7 protein-coding genes are annotated in these 17,600 nt (G+C 66.7%); all 7 read right to left on the reverse strand.

Annotation, left to right across the window (positions count from 1 at the left end):
- Positions 1–90: 90 nt before the first annotated feature.
- The 7 genes from putA to LN047_RS16835 all read right to left on the reverse strand — a co-directional run bounded on the left by putA (position 91) and on the right by LN047_RS16835 (position 17,600).
- The gene (putA, locus tag LN047_RS16805) at positions 91–3,912 is read right to left on the reverse strand and encodes a trifunctional transcriptional regulator/proline dehydrogenase/L-glutamate gamma-semialdehyde dehydrogenase (RefSeq protein ID WP_279991055.1); all 3,822 of its coding nucleotides are present in this window, start codon (positions 3,910–3,912) and stop codon (positions 91–93) included.
- Between the two features lie 172 nt (positions 3,913–4,084).
- Entirely contained in the window at positions 4,085–4,768 is a 684-nt protein-coding gene (locus tag LN047_RS16810) for a membrane integrity-associated transporter subunit PqiC (protein ID WP_373979641.1), read from the reverse strand.
- A gap of 6 nt (positions 4,769–4,774) precedes the next feature.
- Positions 4,775–6,439 (reverse strand): intermembrane transport protein PqiB, encoded by a 1,665-nt coding sequence (locus LN047_RS16815; protein WP_373979643.1) that lies wholly within the window; start codon positions 6,437–6,439, stop codon positions 4,775–4,777.
- A gap of 47 nt (positions 6,440–6,486) precedes the next feature.
- Positions 6,487–7,803 carry a paraquat-inducible protein A gene (locus tag LN047_RS16820; protein ID WP_373979644.1) on the reverse strand — a complete coding sequence of 439 codons (1,317 nt, stop codon included), beginning with the start codon at positions 7,801–7,803 and terminating at the stop codon, positions 6,487–6,489.
- Positions 7,803–10,115 carry an ATP-dependent Clp protease ATP-binding subunit ClpA gene (gene clpA / locus LN047_RS16825; protein WP_062840793.1) on the reverse strand — a complete coding sequence of 771 codons (2,313 nt, stop codon included), beginning with the start codon at positions 10,113–10,115 and terminating at the stop codon, positions 7,803–7,805. The genes LN047_RS16820 and clpA overlap by 1 nt, the downstream gene beginning before the upstream one ends.
- Before the next feature lie 55 nt (positions 10,116–10,170).
- Entirely contained in the window at positions 10,171–12,381 is a 2,211-nt protein-coding gene (gene pbpC / locus LN047_RS16830; RefSeq protein ID WP_373979645.1) for a penicillin-binding protein 1C, read from the reverse strand.
- Complete coding sequence (locus LN047_RS16835; protein WP_373979646.1) at positions 12,378–17,600, reverse strand: alpha-2-macroglobulin; 5,223 nt, start codon at positions 17,598–17,600, stop codon at positions 12,378–12,380. Before LN047_RS16835 ends, pbpC begins: the two co-directional genes overlap by 4 nt.

A 17,600-nucleotide genomic window follows, 5' to 3' on the forward strand; every position in this document is an offset into this window, starting at 1 on the left:
CCAGAGGTGCGACCGGATTTTCGTTCCAGTGCAACCTAGCCCGATATTGGAGATAACCCTTGGATGCCCAAGGGTTACCCCTGGTGACGATTAACCGATCGTCATGAGGCTGGCGTTGCCGCCCGCCGCCGCGGTGTTGACACTGACGGAACGCTCGGTCAAGAGGCGCTCCGGCACGTAGCTGGCGCCGGCCGCCAGCGCGTCGGACGTCAGGCCGTGCACCGCCAGAATGGCGCCCGGGCGACGCGCGATGCGCTGATTCAGCGCCTTGAGCGCATCGCCATCGCCTTCGAACAGCACCGCCTGGTAGTCGGCGTCGTCGACGTCGGTATCAGCCAGAATGCCCGCCTGGCCCTGCTGTTCGGCATCCAGCGTCGCCAGCAGCGCCTGCGCGGCCGGCGTGTCGGCAAACCAGGCGTGGTTGCCGGTCAGGCGCGCCACGGACCACTGCGCACGCGCGCCCGCCTCGGTAGCGGCCACGCAGTACACGGCGCCGCGCGGCTCGACCATGTAGGTATTGGTCTCGCCGGTCGGACCCGGCAAGGCGATACGCTGCGGCAGCGGCGCCGCGGCGTCCAGCGCCGGCGGCAGACCTGCGGGGCGCGTGCCGAGCAGGCGGTACATGTACAGCGGACCGCCCGCCTTCGGACCCGTGCCCGACAGGGCTTCACCGCCGAACGGCTGCACGCCCACCACGGCGCCCACGATGTTGCGGTTGACGTAGACGTTGCCGGCGTGAACCTGGCCCGTCACGTGCGCGATGGTTTCATCGATGCGGGTGTGCACGCCGAACGTCAGCCCGTACCCCGTGCCGTTGATCGCATCGAGCAGCGCGTCCAGTTCGTCGCGCTTGTAGCGGACCACGTGCAGGACCGGCCCGAAGACTTCGCGGGTCAGCTCGCTGACGTTGTCGATTTCGATGATGGTCGGCGGCACGAACGTGCCATGGCGGCATTCGCCGTTCAGCTCGACCTGGTCGATGCGATGACCGGCCGTGCGCATCGCTTCGATGTGACGCTGGATGCCGTTGCGCGCCTCGGTGTCGATGACGGGACCGACGTCGACGGACAGGCGGTCGGGGTTGCCGACGGCGAGTTCGCGCATCGCGCCGCGCAGCATGGTCAGCACGTGGTCCGCGTTGTCTTCCTGCACGCACAGCACGCGCAGCGCCGAGCAGCGCTGGCCCGCCGAATCGAACGCGGAACTGAGCACGTCGAACACCACCTGCTCGGACAGGGCCGACGAATCCACCACCATGGCGTTCTGGCCGCCGGTTTCGGCGATGAGGGGGATGGTGTGTCCGTTATCGTCCAGGCGATCGGCCAGCGTACGGGCGATGATGCGCGCCACGTCGGTGGAACCGGTGAACATCACGCCGCGCACGCCAGGGTTCGCGACCAGTTGCGCGCCCACGGTCTCGCCGCGGCCCGGCAACAACTGCACGGCGCCGGCGGGCACGCCGGCCGCGCGCAGGATGGCGACGGCTTGCGCGGCGATCAGCGGCGTCTGCTCGGCCGGCTTGGCCAGCACGGTATTGCCCGCCGCCAGCGCGGCCGCCACCTGGCCGGTAAAGATTGCCAACGGGAAATTCCACGGGCTGATGCACAGCACGGTGCCCAGCGGACGGTGCGTGTCGTTGCTGAATTCCTGCTCGGCCTGATCGGCGTAGTAACGCAGGAAATCGACGGCCTCGCGCACTTCGGCGATGGCGTTGGGCAGCGACTTGCCGGCTTCGCGCACGATGAGGCCCAACAGGGTCTGCATCTGCTCTTCCAGCAATTGCGCCGCGCGGCGCAGGCACTGAGCGCGCTCGGCCACGGGCGTGGACTGCCAGATCGGCGCGGCGTTGGCGGCCGCGCGCAGGGCGATGTCCGCATCGGCGGAATCGGCCTCGATGACATGACCGACCACGTCGCGCAGGTTCGCGGGGTTGCGCACCTCGATGGCCTTGGCGGCATCCCAGTGTTCGCCGCCTTCGCCCAGCATGGGACCGGCGCGCCACGGCGTGCCGGCGCTGGCCAAGAGCGCCGCCGACAGCGAGCCCAGGCGGTGTTCGTTGCTCAGGTCCAGACCCGCCGAATTGGCGCGCGCGCCGTCTTGGGGATTGCCGTAGAGCTCGCGCGGCAGCGGGATCTTCTCGTGCGGCGCGCCCAGGGGCGTGATGCGCGAAGCGGCTTCCACCGGATCGGCGACCAGCGTCTCGACGGCGATCGAATCATCGCCAATCAGGTTCACGAACGACGTGTTGGCGCCGTTCTCCAGCAGGCGGCGCACCAGGTACGCCAGCAGCGTTTCGTGCGTGCCGACCGGCGCGTAGATTCGGCAGGGGCGATTGAGCTTGCCCTGCGCCAGTGGGCCGACGACTTCTTCGTACAGCGGTTCGCCCATGCCGTGCAGGCACTGGAACTCGTACTGGCCGGGGTAGTAGTTCTGGCCGGCAAGCTGATAGATCGCGGCCAGCGTGTACGCATTGTGCGTGGCGAACTGCGGGTACACGGCTTCGGGCGCGGCCAGCAGCTTGCGGGCGCAGGCAATGTAGGCGACGTCCGTGTACAGCTTGCGGGTGTAGACCGGGTAGCCTTCCAGGCCATCGACCTGCGCGCGCTTGATTTCGCTATCCCAATAGGCGCCCTTCACCAGGCGCACCATCACGCGGTGACGGCTGCGGCGGGCCAGGTCGATCACGTAATCGATGACGAACGGCGCACGCTTCTGGTAGGCCTGGATGACGAAGCCGATGCCGCTCCAGCCTTCGAGTTCGGGCGTGAAGCAAAGCGCTTCCAGCAGATCCAGCGAAATTTCCAGGCGGTCGGCTTCTTCGGCGTCGATGTTCAGGCCGATGTCGTAGCTGCGCGCCAGGATGGTCAGCGCCTTCACGCGCGGCAGCAGCTCGGCCATGACGCGCTCGCGCTGGGCGCGCGAATAACGCGGGTGCAGCGCGGACAGCTTGATGGAGATGCCGGGGCCTTCGTAGATGCCGCGTCCCGCGGCGGCCTTGCCGATGGCGTGAATGGCCTGCTCATACGACGCGTAGTAACGCTCGGCGTCTTCGGCCGTGGTGGCCGCTTCGCCCAGCATGTCGTACGAATAGCGGAAGCCGCGCGATTCCATCTTGCGGTTGTTGGCCAGCGCCTCGGAGATCGTCTGGCCCGACACGAACTGTTCGCCCATCATGCGCATGGCCATGTTCACGCCCTTGCGCACCAGCGGCTCGCCGCCCTTGCCGATCAGGCGCGTCAGCGCCTTGGACAGCGACTGCTCGCTGCTCACGGCCACCAGCTTGCCGGTGATCATCAGGCCCCACGTGGCGGCGTTGACGAACAGCGACTGCGAGCCGCCCATGTGCGACTTCCAGTCGCCGCGGGCCACCTTGTCGCGAATCAGCGCATCGCGCGTGGCGCGGTCAGGAATGCGCAGCAGCGCTTCGGCCAGGCACATCAGCGCCACGCCTTCCTGGCTGGACAGCGAGAATTCCTGGATCAGGCCTTCCACCCCGCCGCCGGTGCGCTTGCCGCGGAGCTTCTTGACCAGGCCGGCTGCCATCGCATGCACCTTTTCCAGGTTGGGCACGCGGGCCTGGCCCAGCAGCAGCGGCACGCACTCGGGCTCGGGCCGGCGGTAGGCCGCCGTGATGGCGGCGCGCAGCACGGATTGCGGTTGCACGTCCTGGCCGAATTCGTAGAACGGCGGCGTGGGCGCGGAATGGGTGTCGGCCGCGTCGTCCTCGCCAGCGGCGTCCGCGCTCAGGTGCGACATCTCGGCGGGCAGATGGCCGCGCTCGATCTTGTCCAGATATGAAAGGATCGCCTGCTTGTGCAGCCAGTGAGGCGTGCAGTTGAGCTTGTGGGCGGCGGCTTTCAGGCGGTCGCGGAGTGCGTCATCGACTTTGACGCCGAGGGTCGTGCTGGCCATAAGAGATTGCTTCCTGTCGCATGGCAAAGGTGTGACTGGGCCCGATCGGAACCCAGTAGGGGTAGGACCGTATGCTAGACAGGTTGCAACCGCGTTTGTATTAAGGTTAACCCTAGGTTAAACCCTAGTTAACCGATTGAGATCGCGGAGGTTATCCGGATCCCCGGGCAGATCATTCCTTGAGCGCGGAACATCCCATCATCTGAACCGAGCCCGATCCCGCGGGCGTCTGGCCGCGGATTGCCGCCGCCATCACGCCGGCCAGGCTCACCACCGCGCGCTGCTGCGCGGCGATCAGGCTGGGGATCGCGTCGTCCGGCACGTCTTCGGTGACGACGCTGCGGCACAACAGGCCCGTGCCCTTGGCATCCACGGGGCGCACGCGCCAGGTGACATCCAGCTGTGCCATGCGCCCGGACACCATCTCAAAGCGCTGGACGTCGGTCTGAATGCGCCAGATCGGCGCGCCCGGCCCGGGCTTGACCATCTGCACGTCCAGCGCGCCCAGCTCGCGCTTGAGCGCGTCGGACAACGCATTGCGCAACTCGTCGCCCAGCGGCGAACTCCAGCGCTCGGAATACAGGGCGGAAATGCTGCCGTCGCCGGTGCGGACCATGAGTTGCGGCTGGTCGGCCTGCGTGGCAAGCGTGACGGGCTGCACTTCGATCAGGAACGAGGCGGAGCCGGGCGCCGCGCCCGGCGCCCCCGCCCGCTCGGGCGTCTGCAGGGTGTAGTAGTGCACGGGCGGTGACGAGCCGCAGGCCGCCAGCGCGCCGGACAGCGCCAGCACGGCCAGCGCGGCGCGGCTGCGTCCGCGGGCAAACGGGGTTGCGAGGCAAGAGAGTCGGCTTTTCATGAGCGTCTAGTTCCTGACTGGGCCGGCGCCCGGGATGGGGTCGTCGCCTCTGCCGCGCAGCAGGGCTTCAGGGTTGGATTGCAGGAAATCGGCCAGCGCCCGCAGCGAACGGGCGGCGCGGCTCAGTTCCTGCATGGCCCGTTCCGCATTGACCGGCAGCGAAGCGTCGGTGGCCAGCAGCGAGTTGATGTTCGCCATCGAGTCCTTGGCCGCCTTGAGCGCCTTCTGCGCTTCGGGCGCCACCTGCTTGTCCAGGCGGTTCATCAGCTTGGACGTGCTGGCCAGCGTGGCGCGCAGGTCCTCGCCGATCTTGTCGAATGGAATCTTCTCGATCTTGGTGACGATGTTGGTGACCTGCTGCTGGAGCTGATCCAGATTGCCGGGCACCGTCGGGATGATCGCCGGTTCAGACATCTGGAACTCGACCGGCTTGGCGTTCGGGACGTTGTCCAGCACCACGTAAAGCTGGCCGGTCAGCAGGTTGGCCGTGCGCAGCTGCGCACGCAGGCCATGCCTGACCATCACCCCCAGCAAGCGGCCGCCGGCCACGTCGCCTTCCTTGATCGCGCGCTCGCGCACCTCTTCGTAGACGCGACCAAGGCGTTCGGGATACAGCGTGGCGTCCACCAGCGAATAGAAGCGCTTGGTCTCGGGGTCGAAATCCAGCGTAATCTGCGTGACGTCGCCCAGCGTGATGCCGTTGAAGTCGATCGGCGCCCCCACGGCCAGCCCGCGGATCGACTGGTCAAAGCGCATGCGGATGGGGAAGGCTTCGCCGTCCGGGTTGGCCTTGGCGGCGGCCTCGGTGGCGTACAGGTCGAACTCGGAGTCCGCCTGGGCCGGCGTGTCGCCGTCGCGCGCGGTCTGCACGGTTGCGAAGGCCACACCGCCCACCGCCATCGACACGAGCGACTGGGTGCGCACCTTCAGGCCGTCGGCGTTGACGCTGAAGTCCACGCCGCTGGCGTTCCAGAAGCGCGTGCCGCTGGTGACAAATTTGTCGTTGGGCGCATCGACGAATACTTCGACGTTCACGGCGCGGCCGTTCTCGTCCAACGCATAACCGATCACGCGGCCCACGTTGATGCGGCGGAAATAGACGGGCGACCCGATATCCAGTGAGCCCAGGTCCGACGCCTTGAGCATGAAGCGCTTGCCCGCGCGGTCGTGGGTGACGGCGGGCGGGGTTTCCAGGCCTTCGAAAGACAGCTTGGTGGCCCGTTCGGTGTCGTCCTTGCCCTCTTCCGCGTCCACGCCGATATAGGCGCCGGACAGCAGCGTGCCCAGGCCCGATACGCCGCTGACGTCCAGCCGCGGCCGCACCACCCAGAAGTTGGTGCCTTCGCGCGCCAGATCGGAAACGTCCTTGGTTAGTTCGGCCTTCACGACGACCTTGCTGCGGTCCGAATTGAAGCCGATGGATTTGACCGTGCCGATGTTCACGTCCTTGTAGCGAAGCTGGGTCTTGCCCACCTCCAGCCCTTCGGCGGTATTGAACGAAATCGAAATGTCGGGGCCCGCCTGCATCCAGGTCCGCACGACCAGCGACAGGCCCATCAATGCGGCCACTACAGGCACCAGCCAGATCCAGGAGATCCGGCTCTTCTTCTTGCGCGAGATCGCGGGTGACGCGAACTTCTCTTCACCGGATCCGGGTGCTTGCTCGGACATCTACTTTTTCCTTGTTCTGAGCGGAAAACAACGGCGCGAGGCCTTTCCTAGCCCGCTTGCTTGCCGGTGGCAGACACCGGCGCATGCCGGCCCTCCACCGGCGCTGATTCGATTTCGGCCTGACCTTCCAGGTCCCAGCTACGGCGCAGGTCGAAGCTCATGGCCGCGAGCATGGTCAGGATGACGACCACGCCAAACGCGGCGGCGCCCGCGCCAGCGCTGATTTCCATCAGGCCTTTGAAGTCTGCCAGAGCCGCCAGCAATATAACGACAAAAACATCCAGCATTGACCATTGGCCAATGAATTCAACCATCTGATACAACCGCGTACGCGCCCCCAGATTGGTTGTGCTACGCCACTGTTCGGTCAGCAACAGCAGAATCAGCGCCATCAGCTTGGTCAGCGGCACGGCCACGCTGGCAATGAAGACGATAAGCGCGATGTCCCAGGAACCCATCTGCCACAGCTCGACGACGCCGCCCAGGATGGTGTGCGCGCTGTCGCCAAGCAGCGAGTTGACGTTCATCACGGGCAGCACGTTCGCCGGTATGTAGAACACCACGGCCGCCAAAAGCAGCGCCCACGTGCGCGCCAGGTGATCGGGCTTGCGGTAATGCACCACAGCGTCGCAACGCACGCAGTGATGGTGCGCTTCGGGATCGGCATCCCGCGGCAGCGCCTGCACCTGGCCGCAGACGTGGCAACCGGTCAAGACGACGTCCGGCCCGGCCTCGGGCACATGCACGGGCACCACGTCGACGGATTCGGCATACCGCCACAGCACGTGTGGCGACAGCCTGCCCAGCATCGTGAGCAGCACGGTCAGGATGCCGAACGCGGCCAGCCCAATGCCCGGCGACACCGCGGCCATCCCGGCCAGCTTGACCACCGCGACCAGCACGCCCAGAAGAAACACCGGCACCATGCACCACGGCCGCAAAATTCCCAACAGGCGCATCGCGCCATGAAACCCGGCGGGCTCGCGGTGTTGCGACAGCGGCCCCAACACCCACAGCAGCACGGTCAGCTGCAGCAGCGGCAGCGCGAAACCGGCCAGGCCGGTCATGATGGAGACCACCCAATGGCCTTGGCGCCAGGTGATGGAAATGGCGTCCAGCAGCGAAGCCTGCTGGACCATGCCTTGCACGGACATCGACGCGACCGGGTAGGCGTTGGCAACCCCGAAGACGATCAGGGCAGTGATGGCGAGAGCCAGCCAATTGGACAAAGTAAGCCCGCTGTAGCGCCAGAGCACGGCGCCGCAGCGGGCACAATTGGCGGTCTCGCCAGGTTCAAGCTGATGTCGGCGATAAATGCTTGCGCAGTGTTCGCACTCGATCAGCGGCTGGCGGTCCGCGGTCATCAGTCGACGAGTTCGACTTCCTGCTTATCCGGCGCGTCCGACGAAGGCGGCTTGCCGCTTTCGTCAAAATCCAGCGTGACCTTGCCCGACTCGTCCAGATCCACCGTGACCGAACCGCCGTCGACCAGCTTGCCGAACAGCAGCTCGTCGGCCAGCGCGCGCCGGATGGTGTCCTGAATGAGGCGTTGCATGGGACGCGCGCCCATGAGCGGATCGAACCCCTCCTTGGCAAGGTGTTCACGCAGGCGCGTGGTAAAGACTGCTTCCACGCGGCGCTCGTGCAGCTGGTCTTCCAGCTGCATGAGGAACTTGTCGACCACGCGCATGATGACCTCGTGGTCCAGCGCGGCAAACGGGATGATCGCGTCCAGGCGGTTGCGGAATTCAGGCGTGAACATGCGGCGGATTTCCGCCATTTCGTCGCCCACCATCCGCGAATTCGCAAAACCGATCGACGGACGGTTCAAGGTCTCGGCGCCCGCGTTGGTCGTCATGATGAGGATGACGTTGCGGAAGTCTGCCTTGCGGCCGTTGTTGTCGGTCAGCGTGCCGTGGTCCATGACCTGCAGCAGGATGTTGAACACATCCGGGTGCGCCTTCTCGATTTCGTCGAGCAGCAGCACGCAATGCGGCTGCTTGGTGATGGCTTCGGTGAGCAAGCCGCCCTGGTCGAAGCCCACGTACCCCGGCGGCGCGCCAATCAGGCGCGACACCGCATGACGTTCCATGTACTCGGACATGTCAAAGCGCAGCAGTTCGACGCCCAGCGTGAAGGCCAGCTGTCGCGCCACTTCGGTCTTGCCCACCCCGGTGGGGCCGGACAACAGGAAGGCGCCGATCGGCTTTTCCGGCTTGCCCAGGCCCGAACGCGCCATCTTGATGGCGGCGGACAGCGCATCGATGGCGCCGTCCTGGCCGAACACCACCGTCTTCAGGTCGCGGTCCAGCGTGGCGAGCTTGCTGCGGTCGTCGTTGGAGACGGACTGCGGCGGAATGCGCGCGATCTTGGAAACGATGTTTTCGATGTCGACCTTGCCGATCACCTTCTTCTGGCGCGAACGCGGCAGCAGGCGCTGGGCGGCGCCGGCCTCGTCGATCACGTCGATGGCCTTGTCGGGCAGGTGACGGTCGTTGATGAAGCGGGCCGACAATTCAGCGGCAGCCGACAGCGCCGCGGCCGAATAGCGCACGCTGTGGTGCTCTTCGAAGCGGCTCTTCAGGCCGCGCAGAATCTGCACGGTCTGCTCGATGCTGGGCTCGGCCACGTCGATCTTCTGGAACCGGCGCGACAGCGCGTGATCCTTTTCGAAGACGCCGCGGTATTCGGTATAGGTGGTGGCGCCAATGCACTTCAACTGCCCGGACGACAGGGCCGGCTTGAGCAGGTTGGAGGCATCCAGCGTGCCGCCCGATGCGGAACCCGCGCCGATCAGCGTGTGAATTTCGTCGATGAACAGAATGGCGTCGGGGTTGCCGCGGATCTGCTTGAGCACGCCCTTCAGGCGCTGCTCGAAATCGCCGCGGTACTTGGTGCCGGCCAGCAGCGCGCCCATGTCCAGCGAATAGACCTGAGCGGCCTGAAGGATTTCAGGCACTTCGCCGCGCGTGATGCGCCAGGCCAGGCCTTCGGCGATGGCGGTCTTGCCAACGCCGGCCTCGCCCACCAGCAGCGGGTTGTTCTTGCGGCGGCGGCACAGCACCTGGATGACGCGCTCGACTTCGTGCTCGCGGCCGATCAGGGGATCGATCCGGCCCGCAAGCGCGGCGGCATTCAGGTCGGTGGCGTACTGATCCAGCGGCGACTGCCGAGAATCGCCTTGCTCTTCACCATTGGGCTGTTGCTCTTTCTGCACGGCGGCGGACTCCACCTGCGGCTGTTTGGTAATGCCATGAGACAGGAAATTGACCACGTCCAGACGCGTGACACCCTGCTGTTGCAGGTAGTACACGGCATGCGAGTCTTTTTCGCCAAAAATGGCCACCAGCACGTTCGCGCCCGTGACGGGCTTCTTGCCCGTGCCGCCGGCCGAAACATGCATGATCGCGCGCTGAATGACGCGCTGGAAACCTAGCGTGGGCTGCGTGTCGACTTCGGCGCCGCTGGGGATCACCGGGGTGTTTTCCGAGACGAACTGGCGCAGGTTGCGGCGCAGGTCATCCAGGTTGGCCGCGCACGCGCGCAGGACCTCGACCGCCGAAGCGTTGTCGAGCAAGGCGAGCAGCAGGTGCTCGACGGTAATAAATTCGTGCCGGGCCGAACGGGCCTCGACGAAAGCCATATGCAGGCTGACTTCAAGCTCTTGAGAAATCACGCTTCCTCCGTAACGCATCGAAGCGGGCTAATACACGATTCATATTCTATGCCGATCATGGCGTAACGCCAGCGATTTCAAAAACCACGCTGTCGTGCCGGCCATGTGTATCCATGACGGTTAGCGTATACCGGCCGTCGTGCGCCAGCACCAAATTAAACGGATGACCCGCGGCGCCATGACTTGCGACACGACCGTCGAGCATCCACCATACTTCGCCTTCAGCGCCCTGGACGTCGACGTCCAGCGCAACTTGCCGCATGCCGGGCACGGGCCGCAGCACCGAACCGTTGGCCACGCCGCCGAGCCGCAGCGGTCCCTGGGTGGCATCGGCGTAGCCCGCAAACGAAGGCGGCGCCGTTTCATTGAGCATCCAGGCGGCCCTCTGCTCGGGACACGCGCCCGAGGGCCCGCTGCCCAGCCTGTAACCCAGGGGCCAGCATGTCACCACCGCCTGCACCGTTTCGGGCCTGACTCGGACCTGCTGGGCGCCTTCCGGCAACGCCGCCACAATGTCTTGCAGTAGCGGCGCCGCCACATTCGCCCCGAAAAATCCCGGGTTCGGCGTACCGTCGGGTCTGCCGACCCATACGCCGATCGTCCATCTGTCGGTCACTCCGACCGCCCAGGCGTCCCGGAAGCCGAAACTGGTCCCGGTTTTCCAGGCCAGTTGCCGTCCGGGGCTGCCCGACTGGTAGAACGGCCGGTCCGGGTGTCCACCGCCTTCGAGGATGTCCCGGACGATCCAGGCCGCGCCAGGACTCATCATACGGGACTCGACAAGGGGTTGCTCCGCCGTCAGGCGGGGCCGCCCCGAGACGCCGCCCCGGGCCAGCGCGCGATAAGCGCCGACCAGTTCTTCCAATGTGGTGCCGCCCCCGCCCAAAATCAAGCTCAGATTCGGCTCCGCCCCTGCGGGCATACGTAACTTCACGCCTCCCGCCAGCATAACCGAGGCAAAACTGACCGGTCCGACCCGATCCAGCAGGTCCACGGCGGGCACATTGAGCGACCGCTGCAAGGCCTGCGCCACGCTCACCGGGCCGGCGAACGCCGCCTGGAAATTGCCGGGCGCGTACCCGCCAAACGACATGGGCGCGTCCATCAGCAGGCTTTCCGAGTGGATCAGCCCCTCGTCCAACGCCTGCGCATACAGGAACGGTTTCAGCGTGGAACCCGGCGAACGCACGCCGCGCACCATGTCCACATGCGAGTAACGGGAATCGTCGGAAAAATCTGCCGATCCGGCGTAAGCCTTGACCTCCAGCGAGTCGTTGTCCATGACCAGCACCGCCATCGATACCTTGGGCGGAAGGTTATCGACCCGGTCCAGCAACATTTGTTCCACCGACGCCTGCATGTCGGCATCGAGCGTGGACGTGACGAGTGGCGGCCGTCCGCCAGCGCGGCGCGGGCCGCCCGCCTCCAGCAGCAGGCGCTGCGCGGCCAGGGGCGCCAACCAGCGCGCCCTGAGCGGCGGCGCAATCACGGTCTCGATCTTGGCGTCGGCCACCTCGGCAGGTGTCCAGCGGCCCAGTTCGGCCATGCGGTCCAGTACCTTGTCGCGCGCGGCTTGAGCGGCTTCGGGGTGGCGGTCGGGGCGCAGCCGCGACGGCGCCTGCGGCAAGGCAGTCAGCATGGCGGCTTCGGCGGGCCCCAGGTCGCGGGCGGGCTTGCCCAGCCACAGCCGCGAACCCATTTCGACGCCCTCGACGATGCCGCCCATGGGCGCATGCGTCAGGTACAGGGACAGGATCTCGTCCTTGCTGTAGTGCATTTCAAGCTGCACGGCGCGCCAGGCCTGCCGCAGCTTGGCCGACATCGTGCGCGACGGCTTGCCGGCAAGCTGCGGATCGATCAGCCGCGCCACCTGCATGGTCAGCGTCGATCCGCCCGACACGATGCGGCGGTTGGTGGCCCACTGCCACCCGGCACGCGCGAGGGCCACGGGGTTCACCCCCGGATGCCAGTAGAACCAGCGGTCCTCATAGGTGAGCAAGGTTTCCAGGTAGCGGGGCGAGACCTGGCCGGGCTGGACCGGATAACGCCAGATGCCGTCGCGGCTGGGATAGTTGCGCAGTGGCGTGCCATCGGCCGCGACGACGACCGCCGCCCCGCCCGAGTCGATGGGGGGCAGCGGATACAGGCGGTCCAGCGCGAATAACAACGCGGCCAGCGCTGACAACGCGCTGGCCGCGAAGATGCCGCGCCGCCGCCAGCGGCGGGCGCGCGATGCGCCCGCCCCGGGTGCGGCGGCGGCGTTCAAGGACGCTTGGCGCCGCGATCGCGGATTTCGACCGTGCTCCATTGCTCACCCACGCCGCGGATTTCGGGGCGGTACATATCCTCGGCCACCGTCGACGGCACCGCATAGCGGCCCGGCGTCACGACGCGCACCAGATAGAACACGTCCACCTTGCCACGGCCCAGCGATACCGCCGCCACATAGCGGTCGTCGCGGAACTCGCGATGCTTGATGTTGGAATCCGACATGGCGTCGGCCACGCGGCGTCCGCCGATCTTCCAATCCTGCATCTCGGGGCTCTGCGACAGGTTCAGGTTTTCGACCTCGAAGCCCGCCGGCACGCGATCAACCAGCAGCCCGTCCGGGATGTTCTGGTTGGCGCTGGCCTGGACCCACACCACCAGCATGTCGCCGGTCTGCAGCGTGCCGCCATCCCACGGGCGGCCATCCGGACGGTACCAGCCGCGCTTGAGCTGGATGATGTCGTTGCGCGGCGCGGGGGTCGCGGTCGGGCTGCCCTGGATGTCGTACTCGACAAACAGAGACTGGCTGCCGGTGTTCTGGAGCTGCGTGCCCGCCAGGTCCGCCGCGGCCAGCGAGACCGTCTGGTCGCTCTTGCCGCCGGACAGCGGCTTGCGCTCGCCATTGACGGTCAGCACGGCTTCCCACGGCGTGTTCTTGCTGCCGCCCGCGGCACGCGCGGCCAACAGAAGCGCCATCTGTTCCTGCGTGGACAGGTACGAACGATTGCCCAGGCGGCTGGAGAGCTGGTTCAGCAGGTTTTCGCTGCGCTCGTGACGCAACTCGTACTGCGAAACCAGCGCATAGGACAGCGCGTAGTCGCGCACGCTGCTGCCGTAATCGCCCATCCATTCGTCGTAGTAGGCGCTGCTGCGGTTGTTGATGTTGATGCCATAGGCCCGCGTCATGGCCAGGTCGAGCGCCTGCTTCATGCGCCCTTCGTCGCCCATCAGCTTGAAGGCGGCAGCCAGTTGCACCAGCGGCAGCGGCGAACGCGCGCGTTCCTGGTAGTTGTCAAAGAGCTGACGCACCGTCGACAACGGAGCCTTCTTGTCGCGCGCCAGCACGAGCGCGGCGGTGGCCAGGCCGGCGAAGCGGCGATGGTCTTCGCGCAGCACGTTGGCGTCGCTGCTGTCGATGCGGTTGGCCTCGACGTTGCGGCGCAGGTTGGCCGACCACGTGCCGAACGCGCCCGTGCTCTGCTGCACCTGTTCCAGCAGCCAGGTGCGGGAACGGTCCAGCGACGATTCGGGCACGTCGAAACCGCGGTCCCGGGCGTCCTGCATGAAGCCGACCGCATAGGCCGTCAGCCACACATCGCGCGAGGACGAGCCGCTCCAGAGGTTGTACGAACCCACCGAATTGCGCATGCCGGACAGGCGGCCAATGGCGCCCGCCACCTTGGCGGCGCGCTCGGCCTGGGTGCGCGGCTTCAGGCCGAACTGCTTGGCCGACTCCTCATCGAGCATCACCCACGGCATGGTTGCGCTGATGGTCTGCTCGGTGCATCCGTACGGATAGTTGAGCAGGTCCTCGACCAGGCGGTTGACGTTGAACGGCGGACGGTTGGACACCGTGAGGCTGACGGTGGTGGAGTCCGGGTAGTAGGACGCGACCCACGATGCCTGCGCCGATTGCGATTCGCCCGGATTCAGGCGCAGACGCCGAACCTGGCGTTCGGGCGCGTGCGCCGGCTGCACCTGCAGCACGGACTCGCGCACGATGTGCACAGGCTTGGCGCCGCCCTGCCCGTCCACCGTCAGGCGCATCAGGCCAAGGCCGTACGAACCGGTGGTGGTGGCCGTGAAGCGCAGGGTCGTGCGCTGCTTGTCCTTCAGCGTGACGGTGCGCACGCCATCGACGATGGCCAGCGGATCCAGCGCCTCGAGCTTGACCGAGATCTTCTGCTCGGCGCCGCTCAGGTTGGTGACGTCCAGCGCAATGGCGGCCTGGTCGCCCGGCGTGATGAAACGCGGGGTGTTCAGTTCGGCCACGATCGGCGCGGCCACCACCATTTCGGCGTCGGTGCTGCCGTAGTTGTCGGGCGTGAACGCAACGGCCATCAGGCGCAGGGTGCCGTTGAAATCGGGCAGGTCCAGCGGGATGTCGGCCTCGCCCTGCGCGTTCAGCGCAACGGGCCCCGAGAACAGGTCCACCAGCTTGACCTTCTTGGGCAGGCTCTTGCTGTCGCCGCGCATCGCCGCGTCGCCGCCCCACTTCAGCTTGCCCTTGGTGCCGTCCATCTTTTCGATGAGCTTGCCGTACATGTCCAGCAACTCGGGCGCGTAGCGGTGCTTGCCGAAGAAGTAATCCAGCGGATCGGGCGTGGCGTACTGGTTGATGTTGAGGATGCCCACGTCGACCGCGGACAGCGTCACCATCGCCTGCTTGCCCTGCGCGCCGTCGACCTTCACGCGCACGGTCGTCTTCGTCTCCGGCACGACCTTGGGCGCGGCGGTGAGCTTGACGTCCAGCTTGCGGTCGGCGCTGGCGATCGGCAGGAATGCCAGGCCCAGCGCACGGGCCGGCGTGACGCGGTCGCCTTCACTGCCCGGGCGGAATACCGCGGCCGCCACGTACAGGTCGTGACGCTTCCATTCCTTGTCGACCGGAATCTCCACCTCGGTGCCGGTCGCCTTCACCGCCACCCACTTGGACCACAACATGCGGTCGCCTTCGACGGTGATGAGCGCCTGGCCGTCATGCGGCGGCGTGAGCGTCAGCTTGACGGTGTCGCCCGGCTTGGCCGGCACGCCTTCCAGCTTCATCTGCACGCGGTCGGGACGGTTGCCCATCGCGTCGGCGTCCTGCGCATTCCAGCCGGCATAGAAGCGATAGCGCATCGTTTCGCCGGTATCCGGATCCGTGATTTCCAGGCGGTAACGGCCCCACTTGACCGGCACCGTCAGCTGGGTGCGATCCTTCAGCGCAATTTCGCGCGAATCGACCAGTTCCTCGGTTTCGGTATAGCCGCTGTTCCAGCCGCGCTGGTCGTCGAAGCGCCAATAGTATTGGCGCTCTTCGCGGAACAGGCGCATTTGCGCCTGCGCAAGCGGTTCGACCTTGCCCTGCGCGTTGGCGCGGATCACTTCAAAGCCGGCCGGCGCGTTCTCGCGGGCCACGTCGCTGTCGAACTGCGGGCGCACGGCGATCAGCTTGTCGGCGGGCCAGACGGTGCGTTCGATGGAGCGCACCACCGGGCGGCCGCCGGATTCCAGCAGGCTGGCCGACACGCGTACCTTCATCGGCGAATGCGTGCCGGAGGCGTTCGGGTTCACGTCCAGTTGCGCGCGGCCCTTGTCGTCCAGCGCGGTTTCCGGCAATTCGCCAAAGCTGCGCCGCGTATCGTCGGCCACGTCGCCAAAGATGAAGCCGGGCCATTGCTGGGCCAGCGCGAAGCGGTCACGCTTGACCTGGAAGGTGGCCAACAGGCGGTTGCCCGCCGCAGGCGCGCCGTACAGGTAATCGCCCTGCACATCGACGGTCAGTTCCTCGTCGGGGGACAACACGTCCTGGCCCGAGGTCAGCGCCATCTTCATGCGTTCGGGCAAAAATTCTTCAACCTGGAATTTCCAGGACGCATCCGGGGCGCGCGAGGCCGGATCGACGCGCAACTCCAGCATCCACGTGCCGGTCTGCGCATCCAGCGGCAGATCGATTGCCCGCTCGACGTAGCCGGGCAGGTCCTTCTGCGGCTGCCAAAGTGCGGTCTGCACCGTGCGGCCATCGGGGCGCTTGATCGTGGCGGTCAGCGGCGACGGCGTCAGCACACGGCCGTCCAGGTCGCGCGGGAGCACCGACACATGGAACGTTTCGCCAGGGCGGTACAGGTTGCGGCCCGCATAGACGAACAGATTGTTGGCGCGCGACGCGTGGCCGCCCGTGTCGAACTCGGACAGGTCCAGCGCCGGCTCGCCCAGCGCCAGCACGGTCATTTCCTTGTCGCGCGAGGCGCGGATGACGCGCGCGTTGGCAAAGCTGCCGTCAAAGCGGACATGGCCCTGCGCATCGGCAGCCGCCTTGGCCAGCGGCTTGCCGGCGCCGTCCACCAGTTCGAACACGGCGCCCGAAATCGCCTGGCCGGACTTCAGCGACACCGAATACGCTTCGATGCGATCGCTATAACGGCGCGCGTGCAGCCCGATGTCGCTGACGTAGAAATAGGTGACCTGATATTCGTAACGGAACCGGCCAGGCTGGCTCATGACCGCGACATAGATGCCCGGCTCCTGCAGTTCCTTGATGCCCTCGACCGGCAGGAACGTGACGTGGCGGCGGTTCGGCTTGTCGTCGGTGATGAAGCGGCCCTGATAGACGCTGGTCGTCAGCGAATTCAGCCGGTCCAGGTCCCAGTTGCTGACCGAGCCCTTCAGGCTGCGGTTGCCGGCATAGCGCCAGTCGTTCTCGTCGTAGCCGTTGTCGTCCTCGTCGTCCGAGGCGGCCGGGGTGCGGCCCACGCCCAACACGGTGTCGAAGAGTTCGGGCACACGTTCGGGCGATACGCGCAGGAATTGCACGTCGACTTCGGGCACGTTGACCGTGGCCACCGGCAGGCCGCCGTTCTGGCCGGCGGGCAGTACCACGCCGCGGCTGGCGAAGTAGAACGAAGGCGGCATGGCCTGCGTGCTGACTTCGCAATGCGAGGCCTCGGCCAGCGCGACCTTCTCGCCCGCGCCCGGCAGGCCCGAGCGGACCGTGATGGCGTACGAGCGCTGCGGCTGCACGTAGGGGAAGTACACGACACGCGGGTTGTCGCCGACGACCCAGTTGCCCTTGACGATCTTGCCCTTGGGCGCGGAATCGCCAGGACGCACGGAGGCCGGCTGCTGGCCCGCCGCGGCGGCCGATTCGCTGTCCTCGTCGGCCTTGCCCGCAGTCGAACCCGTGTCGGTCACCTGAAGGAAGGCATCCAGATTGCTCTTGGCATCCACTGGCTGCGTGAAGGTCACGGCCAGCGACAAGGCATCGTTGTATTGGCGAGGCTGGCAGTTCAACGCGGCGAAGGGATCCGCGGCACCCACCGTTGCAGTGGCCGGCAGCGCTGGCGCACCGCCGTTCGCCGCCTGCGGGGCAGCGGCAGTTGCCGTCTGCGCCGCCGGAACAGCGGCCGGCGTTGCCGGCTGCTGTCCCTTGCCCATCCACCAGCCCACGCCAAGGGCGCCGGCCAAGACCGCGACCCCGGCTACTGCCAGCCAGGTCTTGTTGAACTTTCCACTCAC

This window comes from Achromobacter sp. JD417, assembly GCF_041879325.1.
GTDB lineage: Bacteria > Pseudomonadota > Gammaproteobacteria > Burkholderiales > Burkholderiaceae_B > Achromobacter > Achromobacter mucicolens.